Source organism: Defluviimonas aquaemixtae (genome assembly GCF_900302475.1).
In the GTDB taxonomy this organism is placed as follows: Bacteria; Pseudomonadota; Alphaproteobacteria; order Rhodobacterales; family Rhodobacteraceae; genus Albidovulum; species Albidovulum aquaemixtae.
The window spans coordinates 314651-331506 of the sequence record NZ_OMOQ01000003.1 but is presented as its reverse complement, the minus strand read 5'-3'; the positions used below and the strand labels follow the sequence as shown (position 1 = coordinate 331506).

General features: G+C 63.5%; 13 protein-coding genes. 7 read left to right on the top strand and 6 right to left on the bottom strand.

Annotation, left to right across the window (positions count from 1 at the left end; translation table 11 throughout):
- Positions 1 to 49 precede the first annotated feature (49 nt).
- Positions 50 to 1993 (top strand): lytic transglycosylase domain-containing protein, encoded by a 1944-nt coding sequence (locus DEA8626_RS16665; protein ID WP_108854346.1) that lies wholly within the window; start codon positions 50 to 52, stop codon positions 1991 to 1993.
- Between the two features lie 13 nt (positions 1994 to 2006).
- Here DEA8626_RS16665 and DEA8626_RS16660 read toward each other — a convergent pair whose 3' ends face one another.
- From DEA8626_RS16660 to DEA8626_RS16640, 5 genes are all read right to left on the bottom strand, one after another.
- Entirely contained in the window at positions 2007 to 2786 is a 780-nt protein-coding gene (locus tag DEA8626_RS16660; protein WP_108854345.1) for a DUF2189 domain-containing protein, read from the bottom strand.
- A 133-nt stretch (positions 2787 to 2919) separates the two neighbouring features.
- Entirely contained in the window at positions 2920 to 4047 is a 1128-nt protein-coding gene (gene prfB / locus DEA8626_RS16655; protein ID WP_108854344.1) for a peptide chain release factor 2, read from the bottom strand.
- A gap of 124 nt (positions 4048 to 4171) precedes the next feature.
- Positions 4172 to 6727 carry a penicillin-binding protein 1A gene (locus tag DEA8626_RS16650; RefSeq protein ID WP_108854343.1) on the bottom strand — a complete coding sequence of 852 codons (2556 nt, stop codon included), beginning with the start codon at positions 6725 to 6727 and terminating at the stop codon, positions 4172 to 4174.
- A 159-nt stretch (positions 6728 to 6886) separates the two neighbouring features.
- On the bottom strand, positions 6887 to 7687 hold the full coding sequence (locus DEA8626_RS16645; RefSeq protein ID WP_108854342.1) for a leucine-rich repeat domain-containing protein: 801 nt from the start codon (positions 7685 to 7687) through the stop codon (positions 6887 to 6889).
- Between the two features lie 7 nt (positions 7688 to 7694).
- Positions 7695 to 9353 carry an NAD+ synthase gene (locus DEA8626_RS16640; protein ID WP_108854341.1) on the bottom strand — a complete coding sequence of 553 codons (1659 nt, stop codon included), beginning with the start codon at positions 9351 to 9353 and terminating at the stop codon, positions 7695 to 7697.
- A gap of 229 nt (positions 9354 to 9582) precedes the next feature.
- On the opposite strand from DEA8626_RS16640, the gene DEA8626_RS16635 reads away from it, so the two are divergent.
- From DEA8626_RS16635 to DEA8626_RS16620, 4 genes are all read left to right on the top strand, one after another.
- The gene (locus DEA8626_RS16635) at positions 9583 to 11043 is read left to right on the top strand and encodes an MORN repeat-containing protein (protein ID WP_438502444.1); all 1461 of its coding nucleotides are present in this window, start codon (positions 9583 to 9585) and stop codon (positions 11041 to 11043) included.
- A 90-nt stretch (positions 11044 to 11133) separates the two neighbouring features.
- On the top strand, positions 11134 to 11478 hold the full coding sequence (locus DEA8626_RS16630; protein ID WP_108854339.1) for a hypothetical protein: 345 nt from the start codon (positions 11134 to 11136) through the stop codon (positions 11476 to 11478).
- Entirely contained in the window at positions 11478 to 11780 is a 303-nt protein-coding gene (locus DEA8626_RS16625; RefSeq protein ID WP_108854338.1) for a hypothetical protein, read from the top strand. Before DEA8626_RS16630 ends, DEA8626_RS16625 begins: the two co-directional genes overlap by 1 nt.
- A gap of 4 nt (positions 11781 to 11784) precedes the next feature.
- Complete coding sequence (locus tag DEA8626_RS16620) at positions 11785 to 12786, top strand: phage exclusion protein Lit family protein (protein ID WP_108854337.1); 1002 nt, start codon at positions 11785 to 11787, stop codon at positions 12784 to 12786.
- A gap of 344 nt (positions 12787 to 13130) precedes the next feature.
- Here the strand turns inward: DEA8626_RS16620 and DEA8626_RS16615 are convergent, their stop codons facing one another.
- The gene (locus tag DEA8626_RS16615) at positions 13131 to 13775 is read right to left on the bottom strand and encodes an SDR family NAD(P)-dependent oxidoreductase (RefSeq protein ID WP_108854336.1); all 645 of its coding nucleotides are present in this window, start codon (positions 13773 to 13775) and stop codon (positions 13131 to 13133) included.
- Positions 13776 to 14044: 269 nt separating this feature from the next.
- On the opposite strand from DEA8626_RS16615, the gene DEA8626_RS16610 reads away from it, so the two are divergent.
- Positions 14045 to 15607 (top strand): 2-isopropylmalate synthase, encoded by a 1563-nt coding sequence (locus DEA8626_RS16610; RefSeq protein ID WP_108854335.1) that lies wholly within the window; start codon positions 14045 to 14047, stop codon positions 15605 to 15607.
- A gap of 181 nt (positions 15608 to 15788) precedes the next feature.
- A complete protein-coding gene (locus DEA8626_RS16605; RefSeq protein ID WP_108854334.1) occupies positions 15789 to 16826 on the top strand; it encodes a rod shape-determining protein in 1038 nt (345 codons plus the stop codon).
- Positions 16827 to 16856 lie beyond the last annotated feature (30 nt).

Here is a 16856-nt window from a genome sequence, read left to right as displayed (position 1 = left end):
CGGGCGCGACGCTATCCTGCGCGCAAACCATCGAAGCAGACTTGGACCAATGATCCGCGCCTTTGCCCTCGCCGCGCCTATCGCGCTGGCCACGATCCTGCCCCCGACCCCGGTGCGCGCCGACGATTCGGACGCGCTCCGCGCCGCAATCACGTTTGCCGATGCCAGGGATTGGCCCGCCGCTGTAGCGCGGGCCCAGACATCGGGCCCGCTTGCCTCAGCAATCATCGACTGGCGGCGGCTCCGCGACGGCAAGGGCAGCTTCTCCGAGTACCGCGATTTTCTCGCCCGCCATCCTGATTGGCCAGGCCTGCCGTATCTGGCCGAACGTGGCAATGCGGTGATCGCCCCGGACGCCGATCCGGGTGCCGTCATTGCCTATTTCGTAGATCGAAAGCCCCGGAGCGGCACTGGAAGCCTCGCACTGATCGCCGCGCTGCAGGCTGCGGGCCAAGCGGATGCTGCGGCCGAGGAGGCCACGCGCGCTTGGCGCACTCTTTCGATGAGCAAGGCGCAACACGCGCTCTTCATCGCCCGCCACAGCGAATTGCTGAAGGGCCATCACGACGGACGCACGGCTGCGATGCTCAGGGCCGGCAACGTCGCCGATGTGCGGAGGATGCTGCCGTTGAACAGCCCTTACACCCGCGCATTGGCCGAGGCGCGCGTGGCGCTTCAGACCAGCGAGCCGGGTGTCGACGTTCTGATCAAGGCGCTACCCGAAAAGGCGCTGTCGTCGGGCGGGCTTGCCTACGACCGATTCCGCTGGCGCATCCGCAAGAACTTCTACGACAGCGCGAGCGAACTGATGCTCGAACGCTCGGTCAGCGCCGAAGCGCTGGGCGATCCCGACCAGTGGGCCGACTGGCGCCGCCGCCTCGCCCGCCGAGAGATGCGGGTGGGCGATGCGCGAAAGGCCTACCGGATGGCGGCGGACCACTACCTGAGCGCAGGCAGCGACTATGCCGATCTCGAATGGCTTTCGGGTTACATCGCGCTGAGGAAACTCAACGACGCAGAAACGGCGCTGAAGCATTTCACCCGTTTCGAGAACGCCGTCGGTGGGCCGATCAGCCTGGCGCGTGCCGGCTATTGGAAAGGCCGCGCCCTCGATGCACTTGACCGGTCGGACGAGGCACGGGCTGCCTATGCAGAAGGCGCGCGCTACCAGACCGCCTTTTACGGGCTTCTCGCGGCAGAGAAGGTCGGCCTGCCACTCTCGCCGGCTCTGAAGGGGGGCGAGCGCTTCCCCGACTGGCGGACTGCGCGCTTCGCGGACTCCGAGGTCTTCCGCGCGGCGCAACTCCTAGAGGCGGCAGGCGACCGGAGGCTCGCGGCGCGCTTCCTTCTGCACCTGTCAGAAAGCCTCTCGGGCGAGGAGATCGGCGCGCTCGCGGGTATGACGCTTGAATGGGGTGACGCCAACACCGCGCTTCTGCTGGCCAAGGCGTCAGCCGAGAAGGGCGTGATCTGGCCGTCGGCCTATTTCCCGATGAACGGGATGGAGGCGCTCGACCTGCCGGTCAAGCGTGAGCTGGCGCTGGCCATTGCCCGGCGCGAAAGCGAGTTCAACCCCTCAGCCATTTCTCATGCTGGCGCGCGCGGCCTCATGCAGGTCATGCCGGGCACCGCGAAGATGATGGCCGCCCGGATCGGCGTCAGCTACGACGGCGGCAAGCTGACCACGGACTGGCAATACAACGCCCGACTGGGCGCTGCATATCTTGACGAACTTATCGAGACGTTCGGGCCGGTCCCGGTTCTCGTGGCGGCCGGCTACAATGCCGGTCCGGGGAGGCCGCGGGCCTGGATGTCAGAATTTGGCGACCCGCGCACCGACGGGACCGACGTAATTGACTGGATCGAGCACATCCCGTTCCGCGAAACGCAGAACTACATCATGCGCGTAACGGAAAGCCTGCCCGTCTACCGCGCCCGCCTGGGCCGCGAAACCGGACCACTTCGCTTCAGCGAGGAGCTGAAAGGGCGCTGAACGCCCATCGTCTTCAGTCTGGCCCCATTAGACGGCGATACATGTGCCAGGTCGCGTGACCGAGAATGGGCAGCACCACGAACAGTCCCAGAAACATCGGCAGCATGCCCAGAAAGAGAAGGCCCGCGATCACGATCCCCCAAAGTGCCATGACGCGCAGGTTGTCCAGAACGGCGCGGGTCGAGTGGATCATCGCGGTCACGAAGTCGATCTCTTTTTCCAACAGCAGAGGAAGACCGCAGACCGTGACCGCGAACAATACCGACGCGAAGCAGGCCCCGATCACACTGCCCACGAGAAGCAGGATCGGCCCGTTGCCAGACAGAAAGAGGCTCGTGAAGTCGAGCCCCGAAGTGAAGGCCCTGAGCCCGATGAAGAGCGCAAAGAGCGCGTGGGCGATGAAGACCCAAAACAGAAAGATCACGATGACGACCGCGGCCATCGCCGGGATCTGGCGATCCCTTTGCGCGAAGACGACGCTCAGCACGTCGCCCCATCCCAGCGGCTCACCCGTTTCGATCCGGCGGCTGACCTCGTAAAGGCCCACGGCCGCGAAGGGCGCGATCAGCGGGAATCCTAGGACCACCGGCGCGAGCCACCATTGCTGACCTGCGGCCGTGTAGACCTTAAAGAGAACGATGCCGCCCGCCACGTAAACGGCGCTGAAGAATATCCCGAACCAGGGCGCGCGCAGGAAATCGCGCAGTCCGCGCCTGAAGACCGCTCCGATATCCGAGAATTCGACGCGCCGGATGTCAGGAAGCGGGTCGGGACCCCGAACCGAGTCCACCATAGCTCCTCCTTCCTCGCGCGCAGGGAAAGGCTAGGGCATGAGGGACCCTTGTGACAAGACGATTTGCCGGGCGTCCGCCCAAAACAAATATTGTTGAACCGCTCGGCCGACAACGATGATCCGCGCTAGCGCGTCAGTCTTCGCCTTGCGCCTCTGCGCGGCTCTTGCCGGCAACGTCCATTGCCAGCGTCGCCGCCATGAAGGTGTCGAGATTGCCGTCGAGCACGCCCTGCGTGTCCGACGTCTCGTGCCCAGTGCGCAGGTCCTTCACCATCTGGTAGGGCTGAAGCACGTAGGACCGTATCTGGTTACCCCAGCCGGCATCGCCCTTGGCGTCGTGCTGGGCGTTGATCTCGGCGTTCCGCTTGTCGAGTTCAAGCTGGTAGAGCCGCGACTTCAGAGCTGCCATCGCGTTCGCGCGGTTCTGATGCTGTGACTTCTCGGACGAGGTCACGACGATACCGCTCGGAATGTGCGTGATCCGCACGGCCGAGTCTGTCGTATTGACGTGCTGGCCGCCCGCGCCTGAGGAGCGGTAAGTGTCGATGCGGATCTCGTTGTCGGGGATAACAATCTCGATATTCTCATCAACGACCGGGTAGACCCAGACCGAAGAAAAGGAGGTGTGCCGCCGCGCCGCCGAGTCGTAGGGCGAGATTCGCACCAGCCGGTGGACGCCCGATTCCGATTTCAGCCAGCCATAGGCGTTGTGGCCGGATATCTTGTAGGCGGCCGACCGGATGCCCGCCTCTTCGCCCGAGCTTTCGCTGATCAGTTCGACCTTGTAGCCTTTTTTTTCGGCCCAGCGGACATACATGCGGGCGAGCATCGCCGCCCAGTCGCAGCTTTCCGTGCCGCCGGCGCCTGCGTTGATTTCGAGGAACGTGTCGTTCGCGTCCGCCTCGCCGTCGAGAAGCGCCTCGAGTTCTTTCGCGGCGGCGACCTCCTTCAGCGCCCTCAGCGATGCCTCGGCGTCGGCCACGATGTCCTTGTCGTCCTCGATCTCGCCAAGCTCAATCAGCTCGACGTTGTCCTTCAGTTCGCGCTCGATCCGCTGATAGGTCTCGACCGCGTCCATCAGCGCCTGACGGTCGCGCATCAGCTTCTGCGCGCGATCCGGATCGGACCAAAGATCGCTGTCCTCGATCATCGCGTTGAACTCTTCGAGCCGGTGCGGCGCCGTTTCCCAGTCCATCCGCTGGCCGAGAAGCTTCAGCGACTTGCCGATCGCCTCGACGATGTTTTCGGTCTCGGCGCGCATTGCCGTCGTCCTTCCGCTTTCCGTGCTGCGTGATAGCCGAGCGCTCAGCCCCCGGCAAGGGAGCCGCTGAGTTCGGCTTGTGCTGCTTGTTCCAAGGCCCTGGGCGGTGCCCCGGAGGTCGGCATCAGTATAAGCCGCCCGAGCTCAAAGTACCGAAATCGGCCTTCTTCGGGATGACCTTCTTCTTGCCGGTTGACGTCGTGATCGAGGTGCCGCCCTCGTCCCCGCCGACTTCGCCGTAGGCGAACAACGGCAGGTTCTGGCCCATCGCGAAGCCACCGTCGACCATCGCGCCGATGCCGAAGATCGGGATTTCGCCGTCGCGGAAGAATTCGGCCTGCACGTAGTCGCCCGAAGCGTCATCGGGCAGCCGCTCGCCGGTGAAGCGGTTTATCTTGATGAAGTGGCCACCGTCGGGAACCTTGAATTCGCGGCCGCCATACTTCTTCACCGCCTCCCCCATGAACGCATTGAAAACCGGAACGCAGAGCGTGCCGCCATAGGCCCCGCGCCCCAGCGTCCGGGGCTGGTCATAGCCCATGTAGCAGCCAGCAACGATGTTCGAGGTGAACCCGATGAACCACACATCCTTGGCGTCGTTCGTGGTGCCGGTCTTGCCGCCGGTGGGTACCGGCAGGTTGACACCCGATCCCGAACCGCGCTGCACGACGCCCTGAAGCATGGAGGTGAGCTGGTAGGCGGTAACCCCGTCCATCACCCGCTCCCGGTTCGACGTGATCTTCGGTGCCGCGCCCTGATCGAGGCTCGCCACGCGGCAATCGGAGCAGTCGCGCTGATCGTGGCGGTAGATGGTACGGCCCCAGCGGTCCTGCACCCGGTCGACGAGCGTCGGCTCCACTCGCTCGCCGCCATTGGCAAACATCGCGTAGGCCGCGACCATCTTGAAGAGCGTGGTCTCCTGAGATCCGAGCGCATTTGCGAGGTAAGGCGACAAACGGTCGTAGACACCGAAGCGTTCCGCGTAGCCCGCGACGGTCTGCATCGTGATTTCCTGCGCGACCCGCACCGTCATCAGGTTCCGCGACTGTTCGATCCCTGTCCGCAGGGGCGTCGGGCCGTAGAACTTGTTGGACGCGTTCTTCGGCCGCCAAAGACCCTGCGGCGTGTCCACCTCGATCGGCGCGTCAACGACGATGGTGGCCGGGGAGAAGCCCGAATCCAGCGCGGCCGCATAGACAAAGGGTTTGAAGGCCGAGCCCGGCTGGCGCATTGCCTGCGTGGCGCGGTTGAAGACCGACGACTGGTAGGAAAACCCGCCCTGCATCGCGATGACGCGGCCAGTATTGACGTCCATCGCCATGAAGCCGCCCTGCACTTCCGGAACCTGCCTCAGCGACCAGCGCTTGAACGAACCATCGTCGTTGGCAAGCGCCACCACGAGCACGACATCACCTACCGAGACGAGATCGCCGGCGGCCTGCGCCTTCTTGCCCAGCCGTCCGTCAGCCTGACGCTTGCGCGCCCATGTGACGTCCTCGGCCGGAATCCAGTGACCATCCTCATCGTTCTCGACGCCCTCGACCCCGATCCGCGCGGCGTTCTCGCCGACTTCGAGCACTACGGCGGGTAGCCAGCCGTCGACGTCGCGCGGCACCTCGACCTGCGCCAGCGCTGCGCGCCACGTCTCCTCCGATCCTAGCTGTTCAGGATCCAGCGACTTGCGCGTGCCACGCCAGATGCCCAGACCGCGGTCGTAGCTTTCGAGCGCCTCCTGAAGTGCTTCGGCGGCCTGGTGCTGCATCTCCGGATCGACGGTCGCGCGGATCGTCAGGCCGCCGCCGAAGAATTCGGCCTCGCCGAAGCTGCGTGAGAGCTGGCGGCGGATCTCGTCCGTGAAGTAGTCGCGCGGCGGTAAGGAACCCTTGAACGACGGGTAATCGCCGTTCTGCACGGTCTTCAAAGGCGCTGCCTGCGCGGCTTCCATCGTCTCGCGGTCGATATAGCCGTTCTGGAACATCTCGCGCAGCACATAGTTGCGCCGATCGATCGCGGGTTCGGTGTTGCGTACCGGGTGATAGCTGTAGGGTGCCTTCGGAAGCGCGGCGAGATAGGCTGCCTCTTCCGGTGCAAGTTGGACAAGCGTCTTGTTGAAATAGGTCTGCGCGGCCGAGGCCACGCCGAAGGACAGGAATCCGAGGTCGATCTCGTTGAGATATAGCTCCAGGATCTTGTCCTTTGAAAGCGTCTCGACCAGGCGGGTGGACAGGATCAGTTCCTTGATCTTACGCTCGGCCGTCCGGTCACCACCCAGAAGGAAGTTCTTCGCGACCTGCTGAGGGATCGTCGAGGCCCCGCGCAGCGTCTTGCCGCGCGTGCGGATCGCGTCCCAGAGCGCGCCCGCCATGCCACGCGCGTCATAGCCGCCGTGGGCGTAGAAATTCTTGTCTTCGGCCGAGATGAAGGCCCATTTGACGATATCCGGAATCTCCTCGATCGGCGCGTAGATCCGCCGTTCGGTCGCGAACTCGTCCATAAGGCGCCCTTCGCCCGAGTAGATCCGGCTGATCGTCTTGGGCGTGTACTGCGCGAGATATTCGTGATCGGGCAGGTCGCGGCTGTAGATCCAGAAAATGCCACCCACCGTCAGCGCGGCAAAGAGCGCGCCGGTGACAAGCCAACTGAAGAAACCGCCAAAGATCGAAGCGATAAACCGGAACACGAGATACTCCTGAGCGCGACGGGCCGTCTATACAGCGCCGGGATCGGTCGGTCAAAATTTACACACCGTCCATTGCACGATCGGCGAAGCCCCGCCCGCACCCTGCGCACGCACATCTTAGCGCGATTCCTCGAAGCATTCGAGGCGCAGTTCGATACGTCAGCGCCCCGCCCGCGCCTCGGCCCTAAGCAGCTCGAACGCCTCGACATAACGGGCCAGGCGCGCCGCGTCCCGTTTCGCGTTCAGAAAAGGCTTGCGCAGACCTGTCACCATCACGTCGGAATCGCCGATCTTGCATTCGAGATCGGTGTAGGGCCGGAACAGAGCGCATTCCGTGTCGGGCAGCATTACGGAGAGATAGGCGTAATCCGCCGTTTCGAACTGGTTCGATACGTCGAGACAGGCCAAGGACTCGCACCCAGCCAAGGGGCGAAGTCCGCCATCGGTGACGCGCAGGTTAAGAAGACGCAGCATCTCGAGCCGCTTCAATGCACCGATTGGCGCAAGTGAATCCGCTCTCGCCACCGCGCTGATTCCTCCTGAAAACTCAAACGCCGTCAGGTTTTCAAGCGCGGCAATCGGGCTAATATCGGTAAGTTTTCCCGGTTCGTAGAAAACGAGTGTTTCGAGATGCTTGAGCCCGCGCAGACACGATATGTCGGTCAGCCGCGTGACGTAGCGGATGTCGAGCCTCCGGAGACCGGACAGCCGTGCGAGGCCAGAGAAGTCTTCCGCTCGGCTGTCGCAGATGCCGAGCGTATCGACCGTGACCCGTGCGAGAAGGTCGTGTAAATTCTTGCCATGCGCCCCGAGGATCAGCGCACGCTCACCCTCAATCGGGCCTTTGCACGCCGCCAAGTCGAGTTCATGCCCGTCGAGGAAGACCTTCGGGAAACGACCATCCCGCCAGCGACCGTCGGTCATGACTGCGTACTGAAGATCGTCGAGCGGATTTCCCATCCTTCGCTCACACTCCGTCGCGCCAGCGGTTCACGATCGGATAGCGCCGGTCCAGCCAGAATGCCTTGAGCGACAATCGCGGGCCCGGCGCCGATTGAAAGCGTTTGTATTCGCTGATGTAAAGTAGGTGCTCCACCTTCTTGACGGTGTCGCGATCGAAACCTTCGGCCACGATCTCGGAAACCGACAAGTCCCGGTCGACCAACCGTTCAAGAATCGGGTCTAGGATCTCGTAGGGCGGCAGGCTGTCGGAATCCTTCTGGTCTTCCCGAAGCTCTGCCGAAGGCGGCTTGGAGATCACGCGTTCGGGAATTATCTCACCGGCGGGCCCTCGCATCCAGTTGCGATTGTTCGCATTTCGCCATCGGCATATCTCAAAGACCCGGGTCTTGTAGAGATCCTTCAAAGGGTTGTAGCCCCCGGCCATGTCCCCGTAGATGGTCGCGTATCCGACCGCGACCTCGGACTTGTTACCGGTTGTCAGAAGCATCTCGTCGAACTTGTTCGACAGCGCCATCAGCATGAGTCCGCGTAGACGGGACTGGATGTTTTCCTCGGCAACACCAGACTTCGTCCCCTCGAAGAGCGGCGCAAGCGCCGCCGTCACCGCCGCGCGTGGCCCCGCTATCGGCAGCGTGTCGAGCCGGCAGCCCAAAGACTTCGCGACCGAGGTCGCGTCCTCCAAGGAATGGGCCGAGGTATATTCCGAGGGAAGCATGACGCAGCGCACGTTCTCGGGCCCGATGGCGTCGGCGGCGATCGCGGCAACGAGCGCGGAATCAACTCCGCCAGACAGGCCGAGCAGAACCTTGCCGAATCCCGTCTTGCCGAGGTAGTCGCGCAATGCCTCGACCATTGCGCGATAGTCCTGTTCCCACTCGTCCGGTACGGCATCGAGCTCTGTCCGCTGCGCTCTCCAGCCCCTTTCGCCCAACTCGAAATCGACATGGCGGATGCACTCGTCGAACACAGGCATCTGGAGCGCGAGTTCGGCGGAAGGATTGAGCACGAACGTGCCGCCATCGAAGATCTGGTCGTCCTGCCCACCCACCATGTTTAGATAGACAAGCGGCAACCCTGTCTCGATCACACGGCTGACCATGACCGTCACACGCTGGTCGTACTTGTTTCGGTAGTAGGGTGATCCGTTCGGGATGAGCAGGATCTCGGCGCCGGTTTCCGCCAGTGTTTCGGCCACGTCGTCGAACCAGGCGTCCTCGCAGATCGGCGTTCCGATCCGGACCGGTCCGATCTTGTAGGGACCGCTCACGGGGCCAGAATCGAATAGCCGCTCCTCGTCAAAAACCGTGGCGTTCGGCAGATGATGCTTCAAAACGCGGGCGACGACTTTGCCACGCTCAAGCACCCAGTAGGCGTTGTAGAGCCCGCTCTCATCGCGGTACGGCCCCCCAATGCCCAGGGCGGGCCCGTCGGCGCAATCACCCGCGAGCGTCACGATCTCGGCCATCGCAGCATCGGTGAAGGCAAGCTTCGACACCAGATCCTGGGTCTGGTAACCGGTCACGAACATTTCGGTCAGCGCGACCATGTGGGCGCCGGCGTCCTTGCCCGCCTGCCACGCCTCTCGCGCCTTGCGGGCGTTGCCGGTAATGTCGCCAACGGTCGGGTTCAGCTGTGCCAGTGTCAGGCGGAATGTCTCGGCCATGCGCGTTTCCCGTCTTGCCCGCCTCGTCTTATCAGACTGACCGCCAAGGAAAAGCCGTTCCCGACCGCCGGCGAAGCCACGCCGCATGCTTGTCCGAAATCCTTGTCACCCGGCACGGGCGGATTTAGGGTTCTGCCGGGTGGCGGCCGGAAAGGCGCGGCTGGCCGAGTACCTGAATCATCAGGCCGGTCCGCCGGAAACAGGACGAGAGCGAGAGGCGTAAAGAACCATGACGGAGCGTGGCGGTGCTGGAATGCGGGCGGTCTTGGCGGCCGTGCTGCTGCTGATCGGGGGCGTAGCGTTCGCTCAGGAGGTCATCACCAAGGAATACGATGACGGCGGCATCTACGAGGGCACGTTCAAGGACGGCAAACAGCACGGCCAGGGCACCTACCGGCTGCCCAACGGCTATGAGTATTCGGGCGACTGGGTCGAGGGCGAAATACTCGGCCAAGGCACGGCGCGTTATCCCAACGGCTCCGTCTACGAAGGCGCCTTCGTGAAGGGCAAACCGCATGGCAAGGGCAAGATCACCTTCGCCGATGGCGGCACCTATGAAGGCGACTGGGTCGAGGGCGAGATTGAGGGCGAGGGCGTGGCCAGCTACGCCAACGGCGTGACCTATACGGGCGGCTTCCGCAAGGCGCTTCATCACGGCAAGGGCGAGATGGAAAGCCCCGGCGGCTACACGTATGAGGGCGACTGGATCGACGGCGTCAAGGAAGGCAAGGGCAAGATCATCTATCCCGATGGCGCGGTCTATGAGGGCGACATGCTGCGCGGCCAGCGCGCCGGGCAAGGCAAGCTCACGCTAGCGGACGGGCTCGTCTATGAAGGCGCATGGGCGGACGGCCAGATGAATGGCCAGGGAAAGCTGATTCAGCCCAACGGAGACATCTACGAAGGCGAACTCGTGAACGGCAAGCGTCAGGGGCAGGGCAAGGTCACCTATGCCAACGGTGACGCGTACGATGGCGGCTTCGTCGCCGACCAACGCCAAGGCGTCGGCACGTTCCAGGGCGCGGACGGCTATCTTTATGAGGGCCACTGGGTCGAGGGCCGGATCGAAGGCACGGGCAAGGTGACCTATCCCGATGGATCGGTCTATGAGGGGGAGTTCCGCAGTGACCTCGCCAACGGTCAGGGCAAGATCACCTATCCGGACGGCGCGACCTATGAGGGCCAATGGCGGGACGGCGTGATCGAGGGCGAAGGCATTGCGCGCTACGCCAACGGGCTCGTCTACGAAGGCAGCTTCAAGGGTGGGAAGAACCACGGCCAGGGCAAGATGACTTATCCCGACGGCTATTCCTATGTGGGCGAGTGGACGGACGGACAGCGCGAAGGCCAAGGCGTGGCCACCTATGCCGACGGCACGGTCTATACTGGCCAGTTCTTGGCCGGCCAGCGCGAAGGCCAGGGCGAGATCGTCATGCCCGACGGTTTCCGATATACGGGCGGCTGGAAGTCTGGCGAGATCGACGGCGAAGGGGTGGCTACGTACCCCAACGGCGACGTCTACGAAGGCAGCTTCTCTGCCGGCAAGCGTCAGGGTCAGGGTGTTATGCGCTACGCCTCGGGCGAAACGGCGGCCGGTACATGGACCGACGGCGCACTGACCGAATCGGCTCCGGACGAGGAGACGACCGACGGCGCCGCCGAGCCTGACGAGGGCGACACGTCGAACTAAGCGAGTTGCCTGACCACCTTTCCACCCGGACGGCTGGCCCGATCGCGGCAATCGCGGTATAATCAATCCATTGCGCAATGGAGGCGGGCCATGTCCTCGCCGAATGATCTCGCGTTCTGGGCCGTAACCGCGGTCGCCTGCTACAAGCTCGTGAGCCTACTGACCGGCCTGGGCTTCGCGTACATGGGGTATCGGCTGTTCATCGCCGGGATCGAGAAGCCGGCAGCGACGCTCGAAGCCTCATCCGGCGCCCACGCCTTGAAACTAAGCCGCACGGCACCAGGAACCTTCTTCGCGCTGTTCGGAACGGCGGTTGTCTGCGTGACGCTTTATCAGGGCTTCGACATCAAGCTGCCCAGCGACGCCGAGCGCGTCCTGTCGAATCTACCCGCCCTCCCCGCCGATCTGGCGAGCGGTTCGGAAGGGGGATCGTGATGGATTGGTGGGCGGCTTCCCTCCTTGCAGGTATCCTGCTTGTTTTTCCGGGCTTGGCCGCCGCGAACGAGGACTATGCAGCCGCCATCGAAGCACAGCAGGCGGGCGACTGTCCCGGCATGGTCGGCCACCTCGAACGCTTCTTGGCTGGCCATCCGGAGATCGCCGACAGTCACCGCGATTTCTACCTTCAGGTCAGGATCGTAATGGATCAGTGCGCGGGCGAACTGCACGTGAGCGGCGCCGACGAGGATTCGGTTGCCATCGATCCGCTGCCGACGCTACCGACTGACGGAGGCTAGCGCGATGCCCGGCCCGGAGCGATATCGCATCGCGATGGGCGGCTGGATCGCCGCCGCGTGGTGCCTTGGTGTCAGTCCGGTGGCGGCGCAGCTATATGATGATGCCGCTTTGCAGGCCGATGCCGCGCGCTACGAAGAGCGGTTCAATTTCCTGCTGGAGCGCGGGCTGCGCGACTTCCTGACCGCCGAGGAACGCGGCGCGGTCGAAGGGGTGACGGTCATCCATCCTCTGCGCGGTGCCGGACCCCTGGCGTTCAAGTTCGCACCGGTCGCCGGGGAAGCGCCCACCATCGTCGCGCCTGCAGCCACGCTGAAATTCGTCGAAGACTTGAGCGTGGTCTATGCCTGGCGATATCTGCAGCGCCAATCGCTTGAACCGATCGACGAGTATCTGGCGATGCTCAAGCATCGGGCGGACAAGTTCGGCGCCGCAACGTCCGATCCCCTTTCGGCGCTCGGCGTGCCGTCCCGCGTCTGGGAAAGCAACAAGGCGGTGGACGACCTGTCGCTGCGCTTCCGAAATTCCGCCTGGGCGTTCCTCCTGGCGCACGAACTCGGCCATCTCAGGCTGGGCCACCTTGAAAAGCCACGCTCCGCCCACGAAAGCCAGCAGCGGGAGGCCGAGGCCGATGCTTTCGCCGTCGACGTCCTGGCGCGGTCCGGCACAATCCCCATGGGCGCCGTATTGTGGCTTCAGGCGAGCGCCGGCTACATGCGGAACCGTTCGGATTTCGACAGCGACGCCGCCTACGAGGCGTGGCTGCGCGACGATGCTTCGCATCCCGTGAATGGTACACGGATGCGCCACCTCGCCAGCGCCATGCGCGATCAGGCGCGGCAGGCGGCGGATGCAAACAGCGCCGAAACGCTCGAATTCATCGCCGTGCGGCTGGAAGCGATCGGCGAGATCGTGGAGGACCCCGAGATTCAGGCCTATCTTCGTCACTGCGCCGATGTGAGAAGAGCCGAAGAGCTTTCGCGAGCGGACGACCGGCCCTGTAAGTAGCGCTCAAGCGCCCCATGCTTCTTCGCCCGCCTCCGGCTTATCCAGAAGCGCCTAAGCGTCGGCTGGCACGCGATTCCGTTGTGCCTGCTCACTACGGTCGCAGTCCCCGTAGATGACCTTCATCCGCAGGCTATGCTCGAACCGTTCGCGGTGCCGCTCGAGGAAATGCAAGAAAGAGTCGGTAGAAGGGGAAAGCGTCGGGACCCGCGCGCTCTTTCACACTGTAGGTGCAGCCCGCGCAGTGGTCGGACATGCGGTCGACATAGGCACCCGCCGACACATCGGGCTTTGACGCGGACGATTGGAGATAGGCGACTTGGCAGACACGCGGACCAGGCCTGGCTTCACCACGGGATCGGATTTCCGGCATAGTCGAAGAAGCCACCCGACTGCGACGGCGACAAACTTTCCAGGACGCGGATGAGATCCCGCGCGGCTTCGCTTGGCGTGACTTTGTTGTTAGCCGGGTAGTCTTGAGTGAATGACGTCGCGACCGTGCCGGGATGGAGAAGGGCGACGATCGCCTCGGGATGGGTCCGCGCGATTTCGACACTCGCGCCGTGCAACATCTGGTTCAGCGCCGCCTTCGAGGCCCGGTAGGCGTACCAGCCGCCCAGCCGGTTGTCGCCGATGGAGCCGACACGCGCCGACAAGGCCGCGAAGACCGACCGACGGCCGCGCGGCAGAAGCCGCACTGCGTGTTTCAGCACAAGCGCAGGTCCGATGGTGTTGACCGCGAACTGAGCGGCCAACTCATCGCTGCTGAGCGCGCGCAGGGACTTTTCCGGCGTTCCGAGCGCGCCCGTGGCCACGAAGACCAAATCGAAACTGCCGTCGAGCCGATCAAGCGCCGCGGCGACAGAGTCTTCCTCAGTCACATCCACCCCGTCTACCGAGCGCGACAGAGTTACGACTTCGCCGTGCTGAGCAAGTTCGCGCGCCAAGGCGGCGCCGATGCCGCCTGACGCTCCTATCACCAGTGATCGCATTTCAGACGGCATGACGGCCCAAAGGATACAGACGGGGGTCGGGTATACCGGGGTCGTAGAGAAAAAGCACTTTTCCTTTGTCGGATTCCGCCTATAGTCGCGCCCCATGACACGAAGCCAGCATATCCAGGCCGCAATCGGTGCCGCGCACGCGCGGTCGCTTCGTGCCCTTCTCCTCCTTAGCCGCCTCTGAGCGTGCCGTTCGGCGCGACCGCTCAGAGGTGATCAGCGCCAGGCAAAGCTAAGGAACACAAAGCGAGATCAGGACAATGACCGACAAGACCAAGCAAGACCGCGTGGTGATATTCGACACCACATTGCGCGACGGCGAACAATCGCCCGGCGCTACGATGACGCACGAGGAAAAGCTCGAAATCGCGGAAATGCTCGATGAGATGGGCGTCGACATCATCGAGGCGGGCTTTCCGATCGCGTCGGAAGGCGATTTCGAGGCTGTGACCGCGATCGCGGAGCAGGCGCAGAACGCGGTGATCTGCGGCCTCGCGCGGGCGCAAATCAAGGATATCGACCGCTGCTGGGAGGCGGTGAAACACGCGAAGCGGCCGCGCATCCACACCTTCATCGGAACCTCGCCGCTCCACCGCGCCATCCCGAACCTGAACATGGATGAAATGGCCGAGCGCATCCACGACACCGTGACACACGCGCGCAATCTCTGCGATAACGTCCAGTGGTCGCCGATGGACGCGACGCGCACGGAGCATGACTACCTCTGCCGCGTCGTCGAGATCGCCATCAAGGCGGGCGCCACAACGATCAACATCCCTGACACAGTGGGCTATACCGCGCCGCGTGAATCCGCCGACCTGATCCGAATGCTGGTCGAAAAAGTGCCGGGAGCAGACGAGGTGACCTTCGCGACCCATTGCCACAACGATCTCGGCATGGCGACGGCGAACGCGCTGGCGGCGGTCGAGGCGGGAGCGCGCCAGATCGAGTGCACTATCAACGGGCTCGGCGAACGCGCGGGCAACACGGCGCTCGAAGAGGTCGTGATGGCGCTCAAGGTCCGCAACGACATCATGCCCTACCGCACCGGCATCGACACGACCAAGATCATGAACATCTCGCGCCGCGTCGCCGCCGTGTCGGGCTTCCCGGTGCAGTTCAACAAGGCCATCGTCGGCAAGAACGCGTTCGCGCATGAAAGCGGCATCCACCAGGACGGCATGTTGAAGAACGCAGAAACGTTCGAAATCATGCGGCCAGAGGATATCGGCCTCGCCGCAACGAACCTCGTGATGGGCAAGCACTCAGGCCGCGCGGCGCTGCGCGCTAAGCTGAAAGATTTGGGCTACGATCTGGCCGACAACCAGCTGAACGACGTCTTCGTCCGGTTCAAGGCGCTCGCCGACCGCAAGAAGGAAGTCTATGATGACGACCTGATCGCGCTGATGACCGACAGCGCGTCCGAGGCGGCCGGGGACCAGCTTCAGGTGAAGTTCCTGCGGGTCATTTGCGGCACCGAGGCACCTCAGTCCGCCGACCTGATTCTCACGATCGACGGCGTGGACCACCAAGTCACCGCCCAGGGGGATGGCCCGGTGGACGCGACTTTCAATGCGATAAAGAAGCTTTTCCCGCACGATGCCCGGCTTGCGCTGTTTCAGGTTCATGCGGTGACGGAAGGAACCGACGCGCAAGCAACGGTATCGGTGCGTCTGGAAGAGGACGGCAAGATCGTGACGGGCCAGTCTTCGGACACTGACACGGTGGTGGCGAGCGCCAAGGCCTATGTCAGTGCGCTCAACAATCTTATCTGGCGGCGCGCCAAGACGAAGCCTGAGGATGAGCTTAAATCGGTTTCGTGATATTTTCTTCCATTTTTGTCAGAGACTCTGGCTTAATATGTTCGATTATGTAAAGTCAGCAGAAACCCGCCCGGGCCGGTGGTGATAACCCTTTCGTCGCCGGGCGGAGACGCCTATAAGAAGCACCGGCCTGCGACATGCGAGTCGCGGGCCGGACTCTGTTGGGTAACGGGATTACGATATGGCAAGCTGGGGTGGGCTTTTTTCGTCCGACATGGCGATCGACCTCGGGACGGCGAACACGCTCGTCTACGTGAAGGGCAAGGGCATCATCCTCAATGAACCCTCGGTCGTGGCCTACCACGTCAAGGACGGCAAGAAGCAGGTTCTCGCCGTCGGCGAAGACGCGAAGCTGATGCTCGGCCGCACGCCGGGTTCGATCGAGGCAATCCGGCCGATGCGCGAGGGCGTGATCGCCGACTTCGATGTTGCGGAAGAGATGATCAAGCACTTCATTCGCAAGGTCCACAAGCGCACCACGTTCTCAAAGCCGAAAATCATCGTTTGCGTGCCGCACGGTGCGACCCCGGTCGAGAAGCGCGCAATCCGGCAATCCGTCCTTTCCGCTGGCGCCCGGCGCGCCGGGCTGATCGCCGAACCCATCGCGGCGGCCATTGGGGCCGGCATGCCGATCACCGACCCGACCGGTTCCATGGTTGTCGATATCGGCGGCGGCACAACCGAGGTCGCGGTGCTGTCGCTTGGTGACATCGTCTATGCGCGTTCGGTGCGCGTCGGCGGCGACCGGATGGACGAGGCGATCATCAGCCACCTGCGGCGTCAGCAAAACCTGCTGATCGGGGAATCGACCGCGGAACGGATCAAGACCTCGATCGGCACCGCGCGGATGCCCGACGACGGGCGTGGCGCGTCGATGCAGATCCGTGGCCGTGATCTTCTGAACGGCGTGCCGAAGGAAACCGAGATCAATCAGGCCCAAGTCGCCGAGGCGCTTGCAGAACCCGTCCAACAGATCTGCGAGGCGGTGATGATTGCGCTTGAAGCGACCCCGCCAGATCTCGCGGCCGATATCGTAGACCGGGGCGTGATGCTCACCGGCGGCGGCGCGCTTCTGGGCGAACTGGACTTGGCGCTGCGGGAGCAGACAGGGTTGTCGATTTCCATCGCGGACCAGTCGATGAGTTGCGTGGCTCTCGGCACGGGAAAGGCGCTGGAGTACGAAAAACAGCTCCGTCATGTGATAGATTACGAAAGCTGAGCCTTAAGCCCAGCGCCCCGACCGCGAGGC

Coding starts and splice junctions, on each gene's coding strand:
- DEA8626_RS16665 (WP_108854346.1), top strand. CDS start 50: ATGATCCGCGCCTTTGCCCTCGCCGCGCCTATCGCGCTGGCCACGATC.
- DEA8626_RS16660 (WP_108854345.1), bottom strand. CDS start 2,786: ATGGTGGACTCGGTTCGGGGTCCCGACCCGCTTCCTGACATCCGGCGC.
- prfB (WP_108854344.1), bottom strand. CDS start 4,047: ATGCGCGCCGAGACCGAAAACATCGTCGAGGCGATCGGCAAGTCGCTG.
- DEA8626_RS16645 (WP_108854342.1), bottom strand. CDS start 7,687: ATGGGAAATCCGCTCGACGATCTTCAGTACGCAGTCATGACCGACGGT.
- DEA8626_RS16640 (WP_108854341.1), bottom strand. CDS start 9,353: ATGGCCGAGACATTCCGCCTGACACTGGCACAGCTGAACCCGACCGTT.
- DEA8626_RS16635 (WP_438502444.1), top strand. CDS start 9,583: ATGACGGAGCGTGGCGGTGCTGGAATGCGGGCGGTCTTGGCGGCCGTG.
- DEA8626_RS16630 (WP_108854339.1), top strand. CDS start 11,134: ATGTCCTCGCCGAATGATCTCGCGTTCTGGGCCGTAACCGCGGTCGCC.
- DEA8626_RS16625 (WP_108854338.1), top strand. CDS start 11,478: ATGGATTGGTGGGCGGCTTCCCTCCTTGCAGGTATCCTGCTTGTTTTT.
- DEA8626_RS16620 (WP_108854337.1), top strand. CDS start 11,785: ATGCCCGGCCCGGAGCGATATCGCATCGCGATGGGCGGCTGGATCGCC.
- DEA8626_RS16615 (WP_108854336.1), bottom strand. CDS start 13,775: ATGCGATCACTGGTGATAGGAGCGTCAGGCGGCATCGGCGCCGCCTTG.
- DEA8626_RS16610 (WP_108854335.1), top strand. CDS start 14,045: ATGACCGACAAGACCAAGCAAGACCGCGTGGTGATATTCGACACCACA.
- DEA8626_RS16605 (WP_108854334.1), top strand. CDS start 15,789: ATGGCAAGCTGGGGTGGGCTTTTTTCGTCCGACATGGCGATCGACCTC.